Below are 20,629 nucleotides of genomic sequence, written 5' to 3'. Positions count from 1 at the left end.
CTTTTTAAGCTGGATATTTTTGCAGGATATCCTGACTCACCAAAACAGCTGTTGCTGCTGACAAAGTCCAACCTAAATGGCCATGCCCTGTATTATAAAAAACCCGTGATTGCTTAGACTGTTTCACTACAGGCAACATATTAGGCATCATTGGTCTTAAACCCGCCCAAGGCACAACATGCTCAGTTGAAATGTCAAAATTGCGGTTCACCCAATTAACTAATGGCTGAATACGATCTGCACGAATGTCTCGATTGTAACCATTAAACTCAGCTGTACCTGCTATACGTAAACGGTCTTGTCCTAAACGAGAGGTTACAATTTTGGCACTCTCATCAAGCAAACTTACCCACGGCGCATTTTTAATGCTTTTCTCATCTTTCAATTGGACAGTAATCGAATAGCCTTTCACAGGATAAACATTTACACGCTCACCAATCATGTCAGCCAATTGATAACTCCCTACACCACCACAAACCACCAGAACATCACCTTCTAATTGAAAGCTATCTGATTGAGAAAGATGCGGATGCTCAGCACTTGGCTGACAATTCAGTACCACTTTATCTGTATGACACTTAATATCAGTAACTTCTAAACCAAACTTATACTGCACCCCATATTGTTTAGTCTTTTCAGCTAAAGTGGTTGAATATTTATGAATATCTCCAGTTGCATCGCTTGGTGTGTAATAACCACCAAAGTACTCACCCGTTAAAGAAGGTTCGATTGACTTCATTTCTTCAGGTGAAACTGAGTAGCGCTCCAAAGTCCCTTTATTCAAGACATCATTAACTCGCTTGGCAATATCATAGTCACCCTTAGTATGATACATATGAAGAATACCGCGTTTCTCCAAATCAAATTGAAGCTGCTCTTTTTCAGCGACTTCAAATAAGCGCTTACGAGCAAGCAATGCTAAACGAACAGTTTCTATCGTATTAGCCTCATAATTTTTAATATGAGATAAAAACTCAACTAACCAGCTATATTTGTGCAAACTAAAAGAAGGATTAAGTAATAGAGGAGCATCTTTTTGCCTCATCCATTTAAAACCTTTTATAACGGTCGCTTTCTGGTTCCAGACTTCTGCATTACAAGCAGATAATTGCCCTCCATTTGCAAATGATGTTTCCATAGCTGGATAAAGGTGGCGATCAATCACTGTGACTTGGTAACCTAATTGAGATAATTCATAGGCTGAAGTAACCCCTGTGATTCCTGCACCAATCACAATAACATGTGGCATAACAGACTCCTCTGAAATGCAAAAACATTTCATCAGTACAGCCCATCTGTCATTTGTACCTGAGAGTTTCGACCTAAATACTACCTTTTAGCATTTCGATCTTCCCCTTCGGTGAGTTTATGACTTATAAGTTTTTATTCTTCATGCTTATAAATCTTAAGCTGCTCTCCAGATTTTTTAATTATTACAGTCCTTTTGCCTGAGAGTTTCCGGGCCTGTTGCTCCTTCGGCGGGTTCTTAAGAACCTCTCTCCCGCAATAATTTTGTATTTATATAAGCAATGTATCTGCCACTTTTAAAAAAACGCATTCTTTTCTTGTAAACTTTTGTACAGCAATTCAATTAAATATGAAAGTATTTGATTTAATTACAAAAAAAGGTGAATTATTTAAATTCACCTTTTGCCATTTATTAAAGCTTTCCTTCAAGCACTTGGTCTGAAACATGACCTTTCCACTGCTCTCTCAAGGTTGGTAAATAAAACTTCTCACCAATTGTGACCAACTCAGCATCAATGAGTGCATGAATTTCGTGCATAAAAATGTAATCTAACGCAACTAAAGAGAGTTGATAATTTTTTTGCGCTACTTTTTTTCGCTTCACTTGAGCTTGTTTAATTAACTCATTTGCAAAATTTTTATCTTTATATGTGGTGATTGCATTTAAACGAAGCTCAATAACACCCCAACCGGCCAACAATTTTTTGAAAATTTCAAAGTCTTTCGTCGTTGATTCCCAAGTTACATTTTCCAGATTATTATCTTCAGGCAAAACAGGTAACAGCAAATCACCAGTACTTGGAAAAATCTTTTTAAGATTTAACAGAAATTTAACAGGCTGATCACTCGGGTAATCATTAAACTGCACATGTTGTTCGGTATCTGTTAAATAAATCGAGAGCATTCAAAAATCCTTAGCTAAACAACTGTTTATTATGTGTTTAATTTCCATATCGCAAAATAAATAAAAATTAAAAACAATAGAAAAACAGGATAAGGTGGGCATTTTAACAATTATGGCAGCTTATTCAACTCTAAGTTGGTTTGATAAAGCTTAATCAAGAAATAATTACAACCTAGAAACTTGCAAATAAATCTCATACAACTTCAAAAATTTAAAAATGCATATATTTTAAATATATTATTTTTTAGTATACTGTTAAATTTAATGTTATAATACATTGATTTACTCAATTTCATCTGGGCTTCCAAAGAAATGAATAGATCAAAATTAATTTTATTATTTTTAAGTATTAGTACTTTTTCTTCTTCGGTATTTTCTGAAACGATTACTTCCCCAATTAAACAAGAATTTTATGACCAAGAATCGAATCGCCATAGAAGTATGCTTGAGCTAAGTAACACTTCAAGTCATAAGTTTAATGAATCACAACACAATTCTTTTCACTGCGATTCCAATAAGCAAAGAGTAGATTTTTTTGAAATTGCCAAACAATATCAAGATGAGAAACCAAAAAATACCTACTCGCATTTTGCTGACCCGACAGTGAACATGAGCGATCATGATCGAAGTCTCTATTACATTAAAAATCATGATGATATAAGCCTTAAAAGGGATATTCGTATTCAACAATATAGATCATTAAAACAGCAATACGATAAAGGAGTCATTTCCAATGATGAATACAAAGAGAAAGTTTATAAAATTTTAAAATAAGCTTTTATATTTCCTGAAGCCTTCTTTCTGATGGAAGGCTTCTATAATAGTTTTGATATAGATTGTTAAAAAAACTTTAAATAACAAAGATCCATAGTAAATAAGCAATAAAAATTAAACAGTTTTAACTGCTAAAAGACGCCAGACTATACAAATCTTCTCTACAAATAAAGGAGAGATCAATGAAGATCCGCGCTTCACGTACCTATTCAACTTATTCAAACCATTACTTTATTTCGAAAGAATATGAATGTAGCGTTATACCAGTAAAAGGAATGTGCTTTACTGATCTTGGTTTAACCGAAAATGGTGTGATTGAACCTGTAGAAATTAGTGAGGTCACTATAGACCCAGCCTCTAATTCTTATCATATTCTTTTAGCTAAAGACTCACATGAATATACAAAAGAAGAACTAAAAAGAAAGTTTGAAGAAATGAAAGTAAATGGCTGGGAATATATAGAAGATCTTCTGATGTAGCTTTTATTTTCAATCTATAAGTTAAAGTTCTAGATTTAAGGTGTAAACATAATAGCCATCAGTAGTTTAACTGTACATTCTGTGCATAATTATACGGCTGATGGCTATATAGATCGCTTATTTACTATTTGGCGAAACCATTTTTTCAGGTTTAACGACCTCATCAAATTGTTCTGCTGTAACTAAACCAAGCTCAACAGCCACTTGTTTTAAAGTTTTATTCTCTTTATAAGCAGTTTTCGCTACTTTTGCAGAGTTTTCATAACCAATAACCGGATTCAATGCAGTAACTAACATGAGAGAGTTATGCAAGAAGTGATCAATTTTGTCATGATTAGGCTCAATTCCTACTGCACAGTGGTCATTAAAGCTATTACATGCATCACCAAGCAATTGAATAGATTGCAGTAAGTTATAAGCGATTACTGGCATAAATACATTAAGCTCGAAGTTACCCGAAGCACCAGCGACATTAATAGTCGTATCATTACCAAGCACTTGTGCAACCACCATAGTCATTGCTTCACTCTGGGTCGGGTTCACTTTACCCGGCATAATGCTTGAGCCTGGCTCATTTTCAGGAATGCGAATTTCACCAAAACCACAACGTGGTCCGCTTGCTAACCAACGAATATCGTTAGCAATTTTATTTAAACTTACTGCTAAAGTTTTTAATGCACCTGATGCAAAAACAGCTGCATCACGTCCTGCAAGTGCTTCAAATTTATTAGGAGCAGTAACAAATGGCAAACCCGTTAAAGCTGCAAGCTGAGCTGCGGCTTTAACAGCATAGTCAGGATGAGCATTTAAACCAGTTCCTACTGCTGTACCACCCAATGGCAACTCATACAAACCACTTAAAGCTTGTTGTAAGCGTACTAAACCGTGCTCAAGCTGAGAAACATAACCGCTAAATTCTTGGCCAAGTGTTAGTGGCGTCGCATCTTGTAAGTGGGTACGGCCAATTTTGACAATCTCTTGAAATTCATCTGACTTCTTCTGCAAAGTCGCTTTAAGCTGCTCTACAGCTGGAATCAGTAATTCATTAATTTGCAAACTTGCCGCAACATGAATAGCCGTTGGAAATGAGTCATTAGTAGATTGTGCACGGTTAACATGATCATTTGGATGTACTGGCTTTTGTGCTCCGAGCGCTTGGCCTAGCTTTTGATTTGCAATATTTGCAATCACCTCATTACAGTTCATGTTACTTTGCGTACCAGAACCTGTTTGCCAAACTACGAGTGGAAACTGTGAGTCCCATTTCCCTGCAATCACTTCTTCGGCAGCACCTACAATGTACTGACTCAAATCTTGTGGTAACTGGCCCAATTCTGCATTGGTTATTGCCGCAGCTTTTTTTACCAAGCCCATCGCTCGAATCATGGCACGGGGTAAACGCTCCTGCCCGATTTTGAAGTTCTGTAAGCTACGTTGGGTTTGTGCTCCCCATAGCGCTTCATTTGGAACTTCAATCTCACCCATAGTGTCATGTTCAATTCGTGTTTGCATAGAAACCTCGGTTATGTGGCTAAAGAACTCACGGGCTGAAGCAATTTTTGCTTTGGCTAGTTAATTTTAATATCGTACTCAAGCATTTCATTATTGTAAATAAGAATCATTATCTTATCTTCCATTTAATGTATTTTGATAGAATCTCCACTCATCTTCAATCATTTGCTTTAAAGTTCGTTTCGGATTCCATTGTAATAAAGTTTTTGCTTTTCCTATATTTGCACCCAATTGGGCCAACTCTTCATGCTTATAAATTGCCGATTGCGTCGGAATTTCGGCTTGGGTAACCTGTGAAATTTCATCTAATAATTGACGAATCGATTGCACTTGCTCATGAGCAATATTAAAAGCTTCACAGCAATGGGTTTGATCGCGTAACCAATGTAAAGTTAAGCTTACTGCTTCACATACATCTAATACATGTAAAAAGCTACGTTCTACTGTATGGTCTTCGGTCGAAACCTGATCTTGTAATTCAATTAAATCACGCTGCATCGCTGCAACTTGTAATGCAAGCGGTACAATATTTTTAGGGAGCTGTGCAACATATTCACCTAATACACCATGCTCAAAAGCACCTACAATATTTGATAGGCGTAGGATTGCAATTTTCCATTCATGATCAATTTTATGAGTATCTCTAATGATTTCTTCAATCATCTGTTGAGATTTAATATATGGATTAGGATAAGCATAGTTGAAGTCTTCTGTTTCGCTTAACTGCAAACCAGATTTTCCATAGACTGCCAAGCTAGATAAATGGATAAAATGACGAACACCAGTACGTTGCATTGCACGTAACAGGCTCATAATGCAACTGACATTGTCATTGTAATATTCGAGCGGTTTTAAATTAGACTCTTCAATAGATTTAAAACCAGCTGTGTGAATAACTGCATCGATTGAGTACTGTTCAAATACTTTGTTCAATGCAGGTGTATTACGTACATCAAGTTTAACAAACGGAACGTACATACCAGAGATGTATTCTAACCGCTCAAGCGTTTGCAAGGTCGAGTTAGCCAAATTATCGACAATAACCACTTCTTGGCCTTGAGCCAGCAGACTCAATGCAATGTGTGAACCGATAAAGCCTAAACCACCTGTCACTAAAATCATTGTATACTTACCTTTCTCTTAATGTATCTACGCCCATTTAGACGTATGACCATAGTGAATTCTCAATGAGTACATTACTACTAATAACCTCTGCTCCTACTTCGATCCATGCTTGGCATGCGCTAGGCCTTGCTCAGGCACTCAAAAGTAAAAATGAAGACTTTCGTGTATTCTTTTACCAAGATGGCGTTCAAGTTGCGAATGATTTTCAATGGGTTCCTGACGACCAGCGTAATTTAACGCATGAATGGCAAAAGCTCGCGATCCGACTTCCTGTCTGTGTCAGCGCAGCTCTTGCACGTGGGATTACCGATGCAGAAAATGCGAGTCGTCATCAACTTAGTCATCACAACCTAGCGAACAACTTTGAGTTGGTTGGACTAGGTGAACTTGCTGATGCAGTACAGTCAGCCTCTCGTCTTCTTCAATTCTAAGTTACTTTATTAACTTAGATTGTTGCTTTTAAAAGGTATATTGTGTGAAAACTGTACTCGTTATTTTGACCCAAGCCAATTTAACCAGCCTACAAGTCAATGAAAGCCTCGCCGCTACTATGGTTTTAGCAACCTTTGGCTCACCAGTCAAAGTATTATTAAAAGATGCGGCTCTTAGTCTTTTACAAAATGAACGTAACTTTGACCAATTGCAGCATGCATTTAAAATTGCTTCAAATATGGTAGATAGCTTTGAGTTTTATGACTTAAGCCCAATTCTTATTGAAGACAAAAATAAACAGCATCCTTTTGTTCAAAAGAGTGAGCAGAAACTAGAATTTGTTCAGCTAGATACTGAACTCATCCAATCTTTCGATCATGTCTTATATTGGTAGATAAAGGTGTAATTTTAATGACGCAATCAACTCTTTATCTTGTGCAAGCTTCTTATCACCATACTCCTCGCATTATTGAAGAACTTGCAAAGCTATTTCATAAAGATGATCAAATTGTTTTTATGGGTGACTCAACTGCTCAACTTTCGGTAAATATTTGTCAGCAGTTTGGCTCAGTTTCTTGTTTGTCTCATGAAAAAGATTTAATTGATGCAGAAACCTTAGCTCACGTTAAGGTATTGAACTATGACCAGTTTGCGGATCTGGTTTTACAATTTAATCGATGCATTTCTTTGAAATAATATAGTTAGGCTCATTTTTATGAATTTAGAATTAGATCAAGATGGTCATTTAGTCGACTATACGATTTGGAATCCCGAAGTAGCACAGGAACTCGCCAAATCTCTCGATCTTGAATTAACAGATTGGCATTTTGAAGTTTTAGCTGCGGTTCGCCAATTTTATCAGCAATTTGGGCATTCTCCTGCAACACGTCCTTTGATTAAGTTTTTAATGAAAACCGTAAGTCCAGATATTAATAATGCTGTTTTACAGCAAAAATTTAATACCGGTTTAGTTGCTCGCCATCTCAGTCGCTTAGCAGGTATTCCTAAACCGGCAAATTGTTTATAAATTTTTATGCGAATTTTTTAGCGGCAGCGACACATAAAATTGTTACTGCCGTTACCATTAACATCGACCAACTTACATGTTCATGTAATAAAAGTGCAGCAATCGCGAGTCCCATTAATGGTTGTAAAAGTTGTAGCTGGCTAATTGCAGCTATACCGCCTTGAGCAAGACCTTTGTACCAGAAAAAGAACCCGATGAGCATACTAAATAAAGATACATAAATCAGTCCTGCAACCGCTGATGTAGATACATCTTGAAAGGAAACGGGCATATAAAAAAGAGTAGCAAGCAACATAATCGGCAAAGCTAAAATAAGCGCCCAACAAATCACCTGCCATCCACCTATTTTTTTCGAAAGTACTCCGCCTTCGGCATAGCCAAATCCACACAAAATAATTGCAATAAGCATGTATAAATCGCCAATGCCAAAAGATGCTTCACCCGACAAAAAGAACATATAGGTAAAAACTACCAGACTGCCTAAAATTGCAAATATCCAAAAAAATAAATTTGGTTTTTCTCCACCTCTCACTACTGCAAATATGGCAGTAGCGAGCGGTAGAAGGCTAACAAAGACAATCGCGTGGGCTGCGTTCATATACTGTAGAGCAAGCGCAGTAAATAAGGGAAACCCAACTACAACGCCTAAAGCCACAATAGCCAGTGGCCACCAATCTTGTTTAGCAGGCTTTTTTTCCTTAAGTAAAAAAATAAGAATTAAACCCAAAACTCCTGCAATGACAGCTCTTGCTGCTGTTAGAAAACCAGGCTCAAAACCTGTTACCGCAACACGGGTAGCCGGTAATGAACCGGCAAAAATTGCAACCCCAATAAAACCATTCACCCAACCGTTCATAAACTTTTGCATATTATTCTCCGCAACTATACGAAGAATTTAAGCTGTGATATGGTGTCAAAACCAGATACAAAGCAGTACAATTTTAAAAAACTGTTATGTATAAATAAGCAGTACAGTAGAGATGATTAACGTGAACCAGACAAAAACAAAAATCGAACTTGTTATTTCACAGATTGAACAACAAATTAAGAATCGCTCTTTGACTCCGGGAACTCGACTCCCCTCTGTGCGCAAGCTGGCCAAAGATTTAGGTTTTTCAGTTTCTACGATTGTCGAAGCTTATGAACGATTAATTGCCCTAGGGAAAATTGAATCACGTAGTGGTTCCGGCTTTTATGTCGTGGCACCACTTGCTCCTTTAGACTTAAGTGAATTAGGACCCAAACTAGATCGCTCAATAGATCCGTTATGGATTTCACGTCAGTCTTTAGAGGCAGAACCTGATGCGTTTAAACCCGGTTGTGGTTGGTTACCTAATGACTGGATGCCGCTTGAAAGTATCCGCAAGGCATTAAGATCTGTTACACGAAGTGAAGATGATGGTTTAATGGGTTATTCTTCACCGTTAGGGCTGCCGGCATTAAGAGATCTGCTGGCTAGGCGAGCACAAAATAAAGGTATAGAGGCAAATCTCAATCAAGTTGTTTTAACCGATTCAGGCACTCAAACTATTGATCTGGTTTGTCGTTTTTTACTTAAACCAGATGATGTAGTTCTAATTGATGACCCTTGCTACTTTAACTTTCATGCTCTACTTAGAGTTCATCAAGTTAAAGTTATTGGTATTCCCTACACTCCTAATGGCCCAGACTTAGAGGCATTTAAAGAAGCGATTGTGAGCTATAATCCTCGGCTTTATATTACAAATTCAGGAATACATAACCCCACTGGCGCAACACTTTCACTCTCTACAGCTCATCAATTATTGAAGTTGATTGATCAGTCGAATTTAATTGTGATTGAAGACGATATATTTTCGGATTTTGAATATATTCCAGCTCCACGACTTGCAGCCCTAGACAACCTTTCACGTGTGATTTTTATTGGAAGTTTCTCTAAAACGCTCTCTGCCTCTATTCGCTGCGGCTACATTATTGCGAAACCAGAATGGATTGATCAGATTACCGATTTAAAAATAGCCACCAGTTTTTCTCACAATGGTCTCTCAGCCAAGATTTTACACACAGCTTTAACCGATGGTTCATACCGTAAGCATTTAGATTTATTAAAAGTTCGTTTAGCTCAAGCCATGCAAGAAACCATCGCGAAACTTAAATCAATTGGGATAGAACCGTGGATTGAACCCAAGGCTGGAATTTTTGTGTGGTGTCGTCTACCAGAAGGTGTAGATGCAGCGAAGATTGCTCAGTTTTGCCTGAATCGGCAAGTGATTCTCGCTCCGGGAAATGCTTTTAGCCAGGCCCAATCGGCAGGCCAATTTATCCGTTTTAATATTACTCAATCAAATCATGATTATATTTATAAGACCCTTGCAGAAGCACTTCTACAAGAGTCGTTATAGAACCGAGTTTAAGCCTGTTTTTGCTTTTGTTGCATATAAGCAAAATAGCCCGGCCCAGCCGAAACCTGAACTTGCTTTGCATGTAATGGCTCACGGCATACTGAACACACCATAACAGGTTCAAACTTATGTCCACATGTTTTGTGACGATATTCCAAAGGTTTACCTAAACCTTGATCCATCCATTTATCTGCCCAGTTCGCCATAGATAAGATAATTGGATAAAGTTCAAATCCTTTATCAGTGAGACGATATTCAAAACGCTCCTGACGGTCAAAATAAGGAGCTTTGACTAAAATTTCGTATTCAACCAACCGTTTTAAGCGATCAGAAAGGACATGACGAGTGACACCTAATGATTTTTGAAAATCATCAAAACGGCGAATTCCCATAAAAGCATTACGTAATATTAGCATCGTCCATCGATCACCAATCACTGATAGCATGCGGGCAACAGAACAAGGCTGATCACCGATGTCATCCCATTTCATCTTTATGCTTTCCTCAATATAGAACTGGCCTATTTGCCTTATTATTTATACCCTAAACCACTTAATATGTTATATGCAATATAGAGCTTAGAAATAAGTTTTTAGTATATTTATAAAGCTTATTTTTTTAAAATAACAGTCACTAAAAATAGATATAAAATATAATTAATCCATCCGTATGGATTAATTATATTCAGCTTATTTATAAGTTAATTTGAAATAAAGATTCCCTTTAGCACAGTTCCTGATGCTAGTTTTGTATTCGCAGGAATACGGACTAGACAATTGGCTTGCATAAGATTACTCAGCATATGGGACTGTTGCTTGGCCAAACTTTTTACCCTCAGTTGTCCTGCATCAAAATAAGCATACATTCGTAAAAAACGCTCACGTGCATCTTCTTTTAAATCATGCTCTAAAATTGCGGTAAACCATTCTGGTCCCTGTCTATTGCCCTGCAATGCATCAAGCAAAGATTTTCCGTAAATTTGCATTGCGACATATACCGCAGCTGGATTGCCCGGTAAACCTAATAAATAGCAAGAATGGCGGGTTTGTGAATTATGGTATTCGGCAAAGAATAAAGGTTTACCCGGTTTTTGTTTAACTTTCCAAAAGATTTGTTCAAACCCAACTTCGAAAGCACAGGGCCGAACAAAGTCGTAGTCTCCTACCGACACTCCGCCAGTCGTTATAACAACATCATGGCTGTCTTTTAGTTGATTAAAGTAATGGCTGACCTGCTCTGCTTCATCTGCTACGTGAATCAGCTCGATATCTAAACCATAATCTTCAAACCAAGCTTTTAGTAATGGGCCATTTGCATCAAAGACTTTACCTTCAGCTAGATCTTCTGCTGTTTCGGCAACTTCATCACCCGTGATCAAAACAGCGACTTTCGGTGCACGATAGACTTCAACGGTTTGCACACCCGCCATACTTAAAGCAGCCAAACTTCCAATATTCAAAAGTTGTCCTACTTGAGCAAGCAACTGCCCTTGCTGGATTTCCTCTCCGGTAAAGCGGATATCGGCTTGAGGGCGTATATGTTCCGTTAAACAAATTTCTTGGGCCGAAATAACCGATACGATTTCTTGTCGAGCTACATGCGTTGTTCCTTCAGGAATTTTGCCGCCCGTAAATATACGAATTGCCTGACCTTCACCGAGTATGTCGTGACTCTCACTTCCGGCACGAATCTCACCTGTGACTTGGAACTTTTGATTATTCAAATCTTCTGCATGGCTACAAAGTGCATATCCGTCTACCGCACTTTGAGAGAAACTTGGTAAATTAATTTCAGAGTAAATATCTTTGGCAAGATAGCTACTTAGGCTATTTGTTAGAGTCTTTTGAATAGAGCTTAAGTTTTTAGGCTTATTAATAACTAAATCTAGCGCTTCATCTATACTGATTAATCCACGCTCAGCACCACAACCTGACATTATTCATAGCCTCCCGGATGTGGTAAATCACGGCAAACATCAAAAATATGGACTAATGCGGGTAAAATAGCGGCCATTGATTCGCTTGCGCCACCACGGCTTCCCGGTAATGTCACCACTAAAGAACGGTCAATAAACCCTGCTACTCCGCGTGACATAGCAGCGTATGGCGTGCGTTTTTGTCCAAATGAGCGAGCAGCTTCCATTAAGCCATCTAATTTACGCTCTAAAAGAGGCTCTAGCGTATCAACCGTAATATCACGCTTACCAATTCCTGTTCCACCCACCGTCATAATACAAGCATACGATTTGGTGAGTTCTAGGACCAATTCTTTGAGATCATCTGCTTCATCAGGCAAAATTTGGTAATGAATTGGATCAAAGCCAGCTTCAGTTAAAGTTTCAACCACAGATTTTCCGGCAGTATCCGGCTTTCTACCCGCTGCTACGGTGTCTGACAAGACAATAACAGCAGCCGAAACAGGTTGACGCAATACCCGTTTAAAATGGGATTTTCCGCCTTTTTTCTTAAGTAGTTTACATTGATCCATCCAGAGTTCTTCTGGTTCACAATGAGGCTTTAACATGTCATAGATAGTTAAGCCTGCAAGGCTTGCCGCCGTTAAAGCTTCCATCTCTACGCCAGTTGGACCAATAGTTTCAACAACAGCAATAATTTTTACAAAGTCGTGTTCCAATTCATATTCAACATCTGCCCGATAAATCGGTAGCGGATGACATAGTGGAATCAGCTCATCAGTTCGTTTGGCTGCCAAAATTCCTGCAACACGTGCTGTTTTTAGGGCATCACCTTTTTCCGTGTTTCCTTGTCTTAATAGTTCAATACAGTGCGGTGGTGCATATAAAATCGCTTGTGCTTCGGCAACACGATAACTTTCCGGCTTCATTCCTACGTTTTTCATTATTTATCCTAGTGTTACATATTTCAGTGTGAGTGCTCATGGCCGGCATGATGATGGTGATGTTTGTGGTCGTGCGGCGCATCCTTACGAATACAACAGCCCTCTACATAATGACTTGTGCCATCTGTAAAGAACTCTTCTTTAAAGACAGGCACTTCATGTTTTACCCGTTCGACTGCTTCCTCACATGCTTGAAAAGCTTCACGGCGATGGGCTGCATACGCAATCGCAATAATGGCTGTTTCACCAACATCTAGATATCCAATTCGATGAACCACTCGCACATAAGATACCTGATACTTTTTCTCAATTTCTAGTTCAATTTCACGTATCATTTTTTCTGCAAGCGGTTTATAAGATGTATATTTCAGCGCCTTTACCGCTTTACCTTCGTGGTGATTACGAACCGTACCCATAAAAATATCGATACCGCCACACTCAGGAAAAGATTGAATCGGATCAAAAGTATCTAGGCTTAAAGCCTGCTCTTGTATTCTTGCGAACTGTTTCATGATTCATCCTCCAGCAACGGGTGATAATAAAACCAAAGTGCATGGCTCACTTAAGACAGTTTGTCTAGTTATGACATTATCACCAATTGCACATGCACATTTTTCCATGGCTTTTGTCGATTCAGGATGTAATAAAACAATTTCATCCAATACATCTTTAACCAAACTATGATTCGGACAAACTAACAAAAGATTTTCAGGAAGCAATTTTTCAATTGCACCAAATGCTTCGACTTTAATTTGGATAGATTGTTGCATTTATCCCCCAAGCATATGCATGCTGATTTTACGGGTTTGTTGATGTTGTAAGGCATGGAAACCTTTTGCTTTATGCCAGATATAAGGATGAACCAAATTCTTTAAATTTTGGATATATATACCGTATTCTGGGCTATGTTGTTTGCTTACCAGTGCTTGAAGCTGAGGCTTAATATTTAAACCTTGTGGTGCAAATAAACAGTTATATAGTTCGCCTTTTGCGGTAAGTCGTATACGGTCACATTGATGACAAAATGAGTGCGTAATTGTAGAAATTATTCCTAAATGGTAGCTACCGTTAATTAGATATTGACGCGCTGGCTCATGTTGCTGCTCGATCACTTGTACCGAATAATACGGTCGTAAAGTCTGTAAAATTTCAGCCTCGCTTACCACATCTTTATTTGACCAAAGTGCATCACCATCAAGCGGCATAAACTCGATAAAACGTAAAGGAATATGATTAGCAATTGACCACTTCACCATAGGTAAGATTTGATCATCATTTTTATCTTTCATTAATACGCAGTTAATTTTAAAAGGCAGTCCTGCATCTTTAGCAGCTTGAATACCCTCAAGAACCGGTTCTAACTTTTTCTTAGTGAGCTCTTTAAATTGAATTGAATCAAGACTATCTAAACTAATGTTTAAATCATCTAATCCAGCGTCTTTTAGTTGTTTAGCGTATTTAGCAAGGTAATGACCATTTGTAGTCATCGATATACGTTTTAAACCTAATGCTTTTAAGGCCTGCAAATCACGAACAAAATGAACAATGCCTTGACGCATTAATGGTTCACCACCCGTAATGCGAATACTCTCGATACCTTGCTGCACCATAAAATGACAAAATTGAAAGAGCGCTTCAAAACTAAGCAAGTCTTGTTTATTTAACCATTCTGGATGCTCAGGCATGCAATATACACACTTAAAATTACAGCGATCAGTTACAGAAATTCGTAACTTACGCTTGATACGCCCATATTGATCTTGCAGAAGGCTTGGCGCATTTTCAGAGTGATATTGTTTCATCATTTGCACTCATATCGAGAACATTTCAAATCTTGCGAGCACCGATTATGAACAATCAAATACAAAAAATTGCATCTTAATAGTGCTTTGTTCTTTAATAGCAAAATTTGTTCCAGCTCTACTTATTTTCCATAATATTTAAATTTTTTATAGACTTTTCATCGCACTACCTTAAGAACAATTAAAAAAATAAATCTCAAGTTAGCACGGTAAAATCTATGTTTTACTTGATTCTATTTCTAACACTTTTCTAAACGGATGGGTACATATTTATGGTACGGCGTTTTCGACAATGGATCACAATGTTCAGCAGAAATAAGTAAGTTTAATTGTGGCCCAATCGGTTCTCCATTTTGAAAGCGCATACCGTAGCCATGTGGAAGTGATACAACACCTCTTCTCATCCCATCATCCAACTCAATAGTTACCTGAATTTCTCCATGTTGTGAGATACATTTAAGCTGCCCTCCTGCATCTACATTTAAGTGCCTTGCATCTTCGGGATGAATACGTAATGCACCTTCTGCATCTACTTTTCGCCAGGCAGGGTCACGGTAAATTTGGTTGGCGTTGTAGCTACGGCGTTCACCTGACAAAAGGATGAAAGGAAACTCTTCAACATTAACGTTATGGCTTTTCAAGCTTGCAAGTTCACTTAACATCTCGGGAATTGCAAGACGTATTTTCTTATCTTTATAAGCTACCAGTTTCCAGACTTCGTCATATTCATGTTGCGATAAAACCATACCTGAACGTTGCTTTAATATCTGCTCAAATAGTTTGACACCTTGAGTTAACGGATTACCTTTATAACCTGCACGGCGTACTGCTTTGGTATGTAAAACAGCATATTGAATAGATAGCGGCAATAAAAAAGCAACTGAATCTGCAGAATTGCCAAGTCGTTTGCCAAGAGTTCGATAAATAATAGAAGCAGCAAAAGGGATATATTTTTTATGTCGTGCCAAGGTAAGTCCTAACGCCGACAAGTATGGTAAGTAGGCAGTTTTTTTCGAGTCGACCGCAGCTATTTTTTCTAAAACAGGGAAACTCTTCGGAATAGTATTCATAGCTTCCAGTAATCGAGTATAAATTTCGGCTTCCGGTAAAGTATTTGCTTGAGCAGCCAATACAGGATGTCGCAGGTGAAAACCATTCTTAGGAAATTCCAAGTTAAAACCGGTAAATTCCCATTTTTCAAACTGAGTATGAGCTGGCAAAATATAGTCGGCGAGTCTAGCGGTTTCTGTCATCGCAACATCCACCACAACCAATAAATCTAATGCTTTAAAGGCTTCCTCAAAAGCAGGTGTATCAGGATAGGTTAATAATGGATTACAACTATCTACAAACACAGCACGAATTCGCTTTTCCCCTGCTTTTAAGATTTCATCGGGTAAAATATTAGGTGGAAAAAAACCGGAAATCGGGAACATTTTATGGTAAACGCTACGTCGATATTTTGGTTTTCTTTCATCCGTATCGGTCAAAATTGGAATAAACATGGTATGCAAATTATTGGTACCCTGTTTTCCAAAGTTCCCTGTTAGCAAGTATAAAAGCTTTTCTAAATAACCATTTAATGTTGTATTCAAAGTATGTTGAATACCTAAATCGATACGTACACAGCCTCTTTTTGCTTTGGCAAACTCTCGAACAACCTGATAAATCAAATCGACAGGTACATCAGCTTTAGCAATATAGTCTTCAATCGGGACATGGTTAAATGCAACTTTTACGTCTTCAAACCCATGTGTGTGCTGCTCAATAAACGCTGCATCATAAAGCTTTTCTTTAATAATGATCGCAATCATGGCCGACATTAAAAAAGCATCTGTTCCCGGTTTTAGCTGTACGTGAATGTCTGCTTGTTTTGCCGTTTCGGTAACACGCGGGTCGAACACCACCATGGTTCGGTTCGGATCTTTCTTAATATGTTTTAGCGTGTCTCGTGCGTTAGGAATACCATGTGCCTGAAACGGGTTCGTCCCAATAAAAAGTACGTAGTCTGCATGCTCAACATCTTCTGTCGTATGGCAAGCCTGACTACCGAACAGGCGGCCATTGAGCCAGAAATCACCTGTTTTTTCTTGGGCAAGTGAGTTATATGCATAATAACTTTTCATAGCCAGTAAAAGTTGTCGACCATAAGCTGCACCGAGGTGGTTACCCTGTCCACCACCGCCAACCGAAGCAAAAGCAGTACCGCCAAATTTATCTCTAATCTGCACTAATCGATCAGCAATTTCTTGTATCGCCACATCCCAACTAATTTCTTTAAATGAACCATCTGGTTGGCGTTTTAAAGGTGCGGTCAAACGGTCTGCATGTTTCTGGTAATGCTGTAATCTTGCGGCTTTTTGGCAAATGTAACCTTGAGAAAATGGATGCTCAGGATTACCTTTAATTTTGACAAATTGGTTATCTTTAATTTCTACGCTCAAACCGCAGTTTCTTGAACATAAAATACATGCGGTCACATCTGTTTTACTTTGCTGAGCTGCGTCCATCATTTTTCTGGCTCCGTTTATTTTTATACATCTGGCTAGAATGAAAATAACAAGTTCCAAAATAGAACTTAAATTCTAAACAGTCAATAACTCAAAATTTAAAAAATGATTTCAGATTATCAATGTAAATTTTAAATCGATATGATTGAGGTTCTAATTTGTCGAAAAAATCTCTTTAAATGCTTTAATTTGTTTGTATTGTTGAAGTTCATCTAAAGAATTAATGCTATGGAAAAATAAGTTTTGCTTTTGAAAAATGGCTACTTGTGCGTGTAAAAGTTTGAAGCAACTTTTTAAACTCAATTGTTGCTTGCCAATTTGCTGCTCTAAAACCTCTAGACTGTCACGTTTTAACAAACAAAATGGGTATAAAGCATCTCCGTTAATTGAAACGTAAGCTGCCTGAGCCTGTTTATTTTTGCGAAGAGCGCTATGTAATTTCGCAACGACTTGCGTAGGTATGTAGGTCACATCACAAGGGATAAACAAAACATAATCTGCTTTTACATGTGACCATGCACTTTTCATTCCCATAAGTGGGCCGAAAAAACCGGAAGCATCATCTTGAAAACATTTAATATCAGGCACAATACTTTGATAGATTGAATAATCACGATGACTATTTACCCAAATTTCAGATACAGATGACTTTAATTTTTGATGAATTTTGAGTAGTTGCGTATCTCCATCAAATTGTTGCAACAGCTTATTTAAACCATTCATACGGCGGGCTTGTCCACCCGCGAGAATGACCAAATCAGTTACGGGATATCCCTTATTCACACTTCCACCTCTTGCTGGCAAGCTTTAATCAAGCCTCGGATTTCAGGTAAACATGAACCACAGTTTCCACCTGCTTTTAAACATGCAGTAACCTGTTTTTCATGGGTAATGTTTTGTGCTTTTATTGCTTCGATAATTTTATTCTTACCTACTTTAAAACAACTACACACCAAAGGCCCATCATTATTGGTAGCCGACATCGGCATACCTGCTAGTAAAGCTTTACGGTGCAAGGCGCTCAAACGTTCTCGTTTAAACAGACTTGCTACCCAGTCACGGTCTGGCAATAAATCTGGCGGTGCAATATATAGACTTGCAATTACAATGCCATCTTTCAAAATAACACTATGGCTCAGTTGTGAAGAAATATCTTCTATGCTTAACCATTCAAAGGTTTCATCGGCAAATGGCAAAAAGCTTTTCAGATTCTTTTGAGTATCATGAAAAGTTTGGCGGTCTGCAAGTTCATAGCGGCTGGTTTTCACCATTTTGACTTTGGTCCACCATGCACAGTGATGTAGCGATTCTTGAATATGAGAATCGTATCCTTCACGAATATAGAGCACACCTTGCCAAGTGGTATAGAACGGTTGAATAGTTACAGGCGTATGTTTGAACTCGGGCTCACCTGAAATTGCATCAACTTCTGGATTAACGACTTTACCAATACGGGCGTCGGATGCGACCTGTTCAGTCCAGTGAATCGGTGCAAAAATTTGCCCACGACGGACACCTGATGAGAAGGTTACACGTAGTACACAACTGCCCCATTTCGAACGAACTTCTACTAAACCTTGATCACGTACACCAAACTTCAATGCATCACTTGGATGAATCTCACAGAATGGTTCAGCACGGTGACTGGTTAAATTTGGCGACAAACCAGTACGGGTCATGGTGTGCCATTGGTCACGAATACGCCCCGTGTTCAAAATGAGCGGATAATCTTCTGAAATTGCATGTACCGGATTAATTGCAACAGTCGGAATTAGTTTTGCCTTGGTGTTTTTGTGACTAAACTGGCCCTTACCAAACAGTTGTTGAACAGCTTTAGCGTCTTGTTTTTTATCCCATACTGGCCATTGCACTGGTTGCAGAGCATCGTACTCAGCAGCACTTAGGCTCATTAAACCTTTTAAGTTGAAATAACGGAACGTATCAGTTTGCTCACGTGTTTCAATGTCCACATTATCTTGTGCTGACAAAGCTGCATGTTCATTGAAAATATCAACAGCACTCGTAAAGTCAAAACCTTTAAAGCCTAATTTTTTCGCAACTTGACTCACTGACCACCAATCCGCTTTTGCTTCACCCGGCGCAGGTAAAAAAGCACGTTGACGTGAAATACGACGCTCAGAGTTAGTAACGGTTCCATCTTTTTCACCCCAACCTAAAGCTGGAAGTAACACATCGGCGTAAGCCGTAGTATCGGTATCAGCACAGATATCTGACACAACGACCAATTCGCATTTCTCTAAAGCACGCTTCACCTGATCAGCATCTGGTAAACTTACTACCGGATTGGTTGCCATAATCCAGATGGCTTTAATTTTTCCAGCTTCAACAGCACGGAATAAATCAACTGCTTTTAAACCAGCTTGAGTTGCAATAAATGGGCTGTCCCAAAAGGTTTGCACTACTTTTTGGTGCAGGGGATTATCCAAATCCATATGGGCAGCCAGCATATTAGCTAAGCCACCCACTTCTCGGCCACCCATAGCATTCGGCTGGCCTGTCATTGAAAATGGTGCAGCACCGAGCTTTCCAATTTTGCCTGTCAGCAAGTGGCAATTAATAATGCTGTTGGCTTTATTCACACCCTGACTTGATTGATTCACACCCATTGAAAATAGCGTGATTACCTTTTCAGTCTGCGCAAATTTCTCAAAGAACTGTTGCATCTTATCGAGTGCAATTCCTGTACGCTTTGCCACATATTCCACATTAGTTTCTGGCTCGCTGCTTGCCAAAACCTCTTGCAAACCTTCAGTATAAGCATCTACAAAAGCCTGATCGGCATGACCATTTTGATATAAATATTGGAATAGACCGTTAAACAATGCGACATCTTGGCCCGGTAAAATCGGTAAATGTAAATCCGCTTGTTCACAAGTACTGGTAAAACGTGGGTCAATCACCACAACAAACATATCGGGATTGTGGCTTTTAGCCTGCATAATCCGTTGATACAGTACAGGATGGCACCATGCGGTATTGGAACCAACCAAAACCACCATGTCGGCATGTTCAAAATCTTCATAACTTGCTGGCACAAGGTCTTCACCAAAGCTACGTTTATGACCTGCCACCGCAGATGACATACAAAGCCGTGAGTTGGTGTCGATATTTGCAGTACCCAAATAGCCTTTTACAAACTTGTTCACCACATAATAATCTTCAGTCAAAAGCTGACCTGAAACATAAAATGCAATGCTGTCACGACCATATTTGTCGATACAAGACTGGAATTTATCGGCAATTTTATTGATTGCTGCATCCCATGTGGTTACAGTCCGATTTGGCTTACGACCAAACATGGGTTGAAGTAGGCGTGTTTCTAACCCCAAAGTATCCGCAAGTCGGCTACCTTTAATACATAAGCGCCCAAAGTTGGAAGGATGCTCAGCATCCCCCTCAACTTGCACCACAGGTCCTTTAGGTTTTTGTTGAACGTTTACACTAACACCACAACCTACACCGCAATATGGACATGTTGTTTTAGTTGTTTTTGCAACATGGTCGGAGCTATCGATTTCAACGCTTGGAATACTATTCATAACTGCTCCTTTCCCT

21 protein-coding genes and 1 riboswitch are annotated in these 20,629 nt (G+C 38.7%); of the genes, 7 read left to right on the top strand and 14 right to left on the bottom strand.

Annotation, left to right across the window (positions count from 1 at the left end; genetic code table 11):
* Nucleotides 1-4: 4 nt before the first annotated feature.
* Both J678_RS06250 and J678_RS06245 read right to left on the bottom strand, forming a co-directional pair.
* Nucleotides 5-1,249: a D-amino acid dehydrogenase gene (locus J678_RS06250; protein ID WP_017394098.1), complete on the bottom strand. Its 1,245-nt coding sequence runs from the start codon at nucleotides 1,247-1,249 to the stop codon at nucleotides 5-7.
* Nucleotides 1,250-1,426: 177 nt separating this feature from the next.
* Nucleotides 1,427-1,514, bottom strand: a riboswitch (glycine riboswitch).
* Between the two features lie 146 nt (nucleotides 1,515-1,660).
* Nucleotides 1,661-2,152, bottom strand: a complete 492-nt coding sequence (locus J678_RS06245) for a hypothetical protein (protein WP_017394099.1) — start codon at nucleotides 2,150-2,152, stop codon at nucleotides 1,661-1,663.
* 312 nt (nucleotides 2,153-2,464) lie between these two features.
* Between J678_RS06245 and J678_RS06240 the strand changes: the two genes are divergently transcribed.
* Both J678_RS06240 and J678_RS06235 read left to right on the top strand, forming a co-directional pair.
* On the top strand, nucleotides 2,465-2,926 hold the full coding sequence (locus J678_RS06240) for a hypothetical protein (protein WP_017394100.1): 462 nt from the start codon (nucleotides 2,465-2,467) through the stop codon (nucleotides 2,924-2,926).
* A 182-nt stretch (nucleotides 2,927-3,108) separates the two neighbouring features.
* Entirely contained in the window at nucleotides 3,109-3,405 is a 297-nt protein-coding gene (locus J678_RS06235; protein WP_004708384.1) for a hypothetical protein, read from the top strand.
* 117 nt (nucleotides 3,406-3,522) lie between these two features.
* On the opposite strand, the gene fumC is transcribed toward J678_RS06235, so the two are convergent.
* Nucleotides 3,523-4,917, bottom strand: a complete 1,395-nt coding sequence (gene fumC / locus J678_RS06230; RefSeq protein WP_017394101.1) for a class II fumarate hydratase — start codon at nucleotides 4,915-4,917, stop codon at nucleotides 3,523-3,525.
* Between the two features lie 114 nt (nucleotides 4,918-5,031).
* Nucleotides 5,032-6,039 carry a UDP-glucose 4-epimerase GalE gene (galE, locus tag J678_RS06225; protein WP_004886857.1) on the bottom strand — a complete coding sequence of 336 codons (1,008 nt, stop codon included), beginning with the start codon at nucleotides 6,037-6,039 and terminating at the stop codon, nucleotides 5,032-5,034.
* Between the two features lie 65 nt (nucleotides 6,040-6,104).
* Here galE and tusD point away from each other — a divergent pair, with 65 nt between their 5' ends.
* From tusD to J678_RS06205, 4 genes are read left to right on the top strand one after another with little or no spacing between them, the layout of a single operon-like run.
* Nucleotides 6,105-6,473 (top strand): sulfurtransferase complex subunit TusD, encoded by a 369-nt coding sequence (gene tusD, locus J678_RS06220; RefSeq protein ID WP_000105718.1) that lies wholly within the window; start codon nucleotides 6,105-6,107, stop codon nucleotides 6,471-6,473.
* Nucleotides 6,474-6,517: 44 nt separating this feature from the next.
* The gene (locus J678_RS06215) at nucleotides 6,518-6,868 is read left to right on the top strand and encodes a hypothetical protein (RefSeq protein WP_017394102.1); all 351 of its coding nucleotides are present in this window, start codon (nucleotides 6,518-6,520) and stop codon (nucleotides 6,866-6,868) included.
* A gap of 17 nt (nucleotides 6,869-6,885) precedes the next feature.
* On the top strand, nucleotides 6,886-7,170 hold the full coding sequence (locus J678_RS06210; RefSeq protein WP_000194628.1) for a hypothetical protein: 285 nt from the start codon (nucleotides 6,886-6,888) through the stop codon (nucleotides 7,168-7,170).
* 19 nt (nucleotides 7,171-7,189) lie between these two features.
* On the top strand, nucleotides 7,190-7,501 hold the full coding sequence (locus tag J678_RS06205; RefSeq protein ID WP_001047539.1) for a TusE/DsrC/DsvC family sulfur relay protein: 312 nt from the start codon (nucleotides 7,190-7,192) through the stop codon (nucleotides 7,499-7,501).
* A 4-nt stretch (nucleotides 7,502-7,505) separates the two neighbouring features.
* On the opposite strand, the gene J678_RS06200 is transcribed toward J678_RS06205, so the two are convergent.
* On the bottom strand, nucleotides 7,506-8,369 hold the full coding sequence (locus tag J678_RS06200; RefSeq protein ID WP_017394103.1) for a DMT family transporter: 864 nt from the start codon (nucleotides 8,367-8,369) through the stop codon (nucleotides 7,506-7,508).
* A 121-nt stretch (nucleotides 8,370-8,490) separates the two neighbouring features.
* On the opposite strand from J678_RS06200, the gene J678_RS06195 reads away from it, so the two are divergent.
* Nucleotides 8,491-9,882, top strand: a complete 1,392-nt coding sequence (locus tag J678_RS06195) for a PLP-dependent aminotransferase family protein (protein WP_031944686.1) — start codon at nucleotides 8,491-8,493, stop codon at nucleotides 9,880-9,882.
* Nucleotides 9,883-9,890: 8 nt separating this feature from the next.
* Here the strand turns inward: J678_RS06195 and J678_RS06190 are convergent, their stop codons facing one another.
* From J678_RS06190 to J678_RS06150, 9 genes are all read right to left on the bottom strand, one after another.
* A complete protein-coding gene (locus tag J678_RS06190) occupies nucleotides 9,891-10,373 on the bottom strand; it encodes a winged helix-turn-helix transcriptional regulator (protein ID WP_004886841.1) in 483 nt (160 codons plus the stop codon).
* 209 nt (nucleotides 10,374-10,582) lie between these two features.
* Nucleotides 10,583-11,818 (bottom strand): molybdopterin molybdotransferase MoeA, encoded by a 1,236-nt coding sequence (locus J678_RS06185; RefSeq protein ID WP_017394104.1) that lies wholly within the window; start codon nucleotides 11,816-11,818, stop codon nucleotides 10,583-10,585.
* Nucleotides 11,818-12,741 carry a bifunctional molybdenum cofactor biosynthesis protein MoaC/MoaB gene (gene moaCB / locus J678_RS06180; protein WP_000799981.1) on the bottom strand — a complete coding sequence of 308 codons (924 nt, stop codon included), beginning with the start codon at nucleotides 12,739-12,741 and terminating at the stop codon, nucleotides 11,818-11,820. The genes J678_RS06185 and moaCB overlap by 1 nt, the downstream gene beginning before the upstream one ends.
* 23 nt (nucleotides 12,742-12,764) lie before the next feature.
* Complete coding sequence (locus tag J678_RS06175) at nucleotides 12,765-13,253, bottom strand: molybdenum cofactor biosynthesis protein MoaE (protein WP_017394105.1); 489 nt, start codon at nucleotides 13,251-13,253, stop codon at nucleotides 12,765-12,767.
* 3 nt (nucleotides 13,254-13,256) lie between these two features.
* Complete coding sequence (locus J678_RS06170) at nucleotides 13,257-13,511, bottom strand: MoaD/ThiS family protein (RefSeq protein WP_001187656.1); 255 nt, start codon at nucleotides 13,509-13,511, stop codon at nucleotides 13,257-13,259.
* Nucleotides 13,512-14,552, bottom strand: a complete 1,041-nt coding sequence (gene moaA / locus J678_RS06165; RefSeq protein WP_079377415.1) for a GTP 3',8-cyclase MoaA — start codon at nucleotides 14,550-14,552, stop codon at nucleotides 13,512-13,514. It lies immediately after the preceding gene.
* A gap of 230 nt (nucleotides 14,553-14,782) precedes the next feature.
* Nucleotides 14,783-17,056 carry a molybdopterin-dependent oxidoreductase gene (locus tag J678_RS06160; RefSeq protein WP_017394107.1) on the bottom strand — a complete coding sequence of 758 codons (2,274 nt, stop codon included), beginning with the start codon at nucleotides 17,054-17,056 and terminating at the stop codon, nucleotides 14,783-14,785.
* Nucleotides 17,057-17,206: 150 nt separating this feature from the next.
* A complete protein-coding gene (gene mobA / locus J678_RS06155) occupies nucleotides 17,207-17,836 on the bottom strand; it encodes a molybdenum cofactor guanylyltransferase (protein ID WP_017394108.1) in 630 nt (209 codons plus the stop codon).
* Nucleotides 17,833-20,613: a nitrate reductase gene (locus J678_RS06150; protein WP_017394109.1), complete on the bottom strand. Its 2,781-nt coding sequence runs from the start codon at nucleotides 20,611-20,613 to the stop codon at nucleotides 17,833-17,835. The genes mobA and J678_RS06150 overlap by 4 nt, the downstream gene beginning before the upstream one ends.
* Nucleotides 20,614-20,629 lie beyond the last annotated feature (16 nt).

Source organism: Acinetobacter sp. 1424608 (genome assembly GCF_000588255.1).
In the GTDB taxonomy this organism is placed as follows: domain Bacteria; phylum Pseudomonadota; class Gammaproteobacteria; order Pseudomonadales; family Moraxellaceae; genus Acinetobacter; species Acinetobacter nosocomialis.
This window is presented reverse-complemented; position numbering and strand designations above follow the sequence as displayed.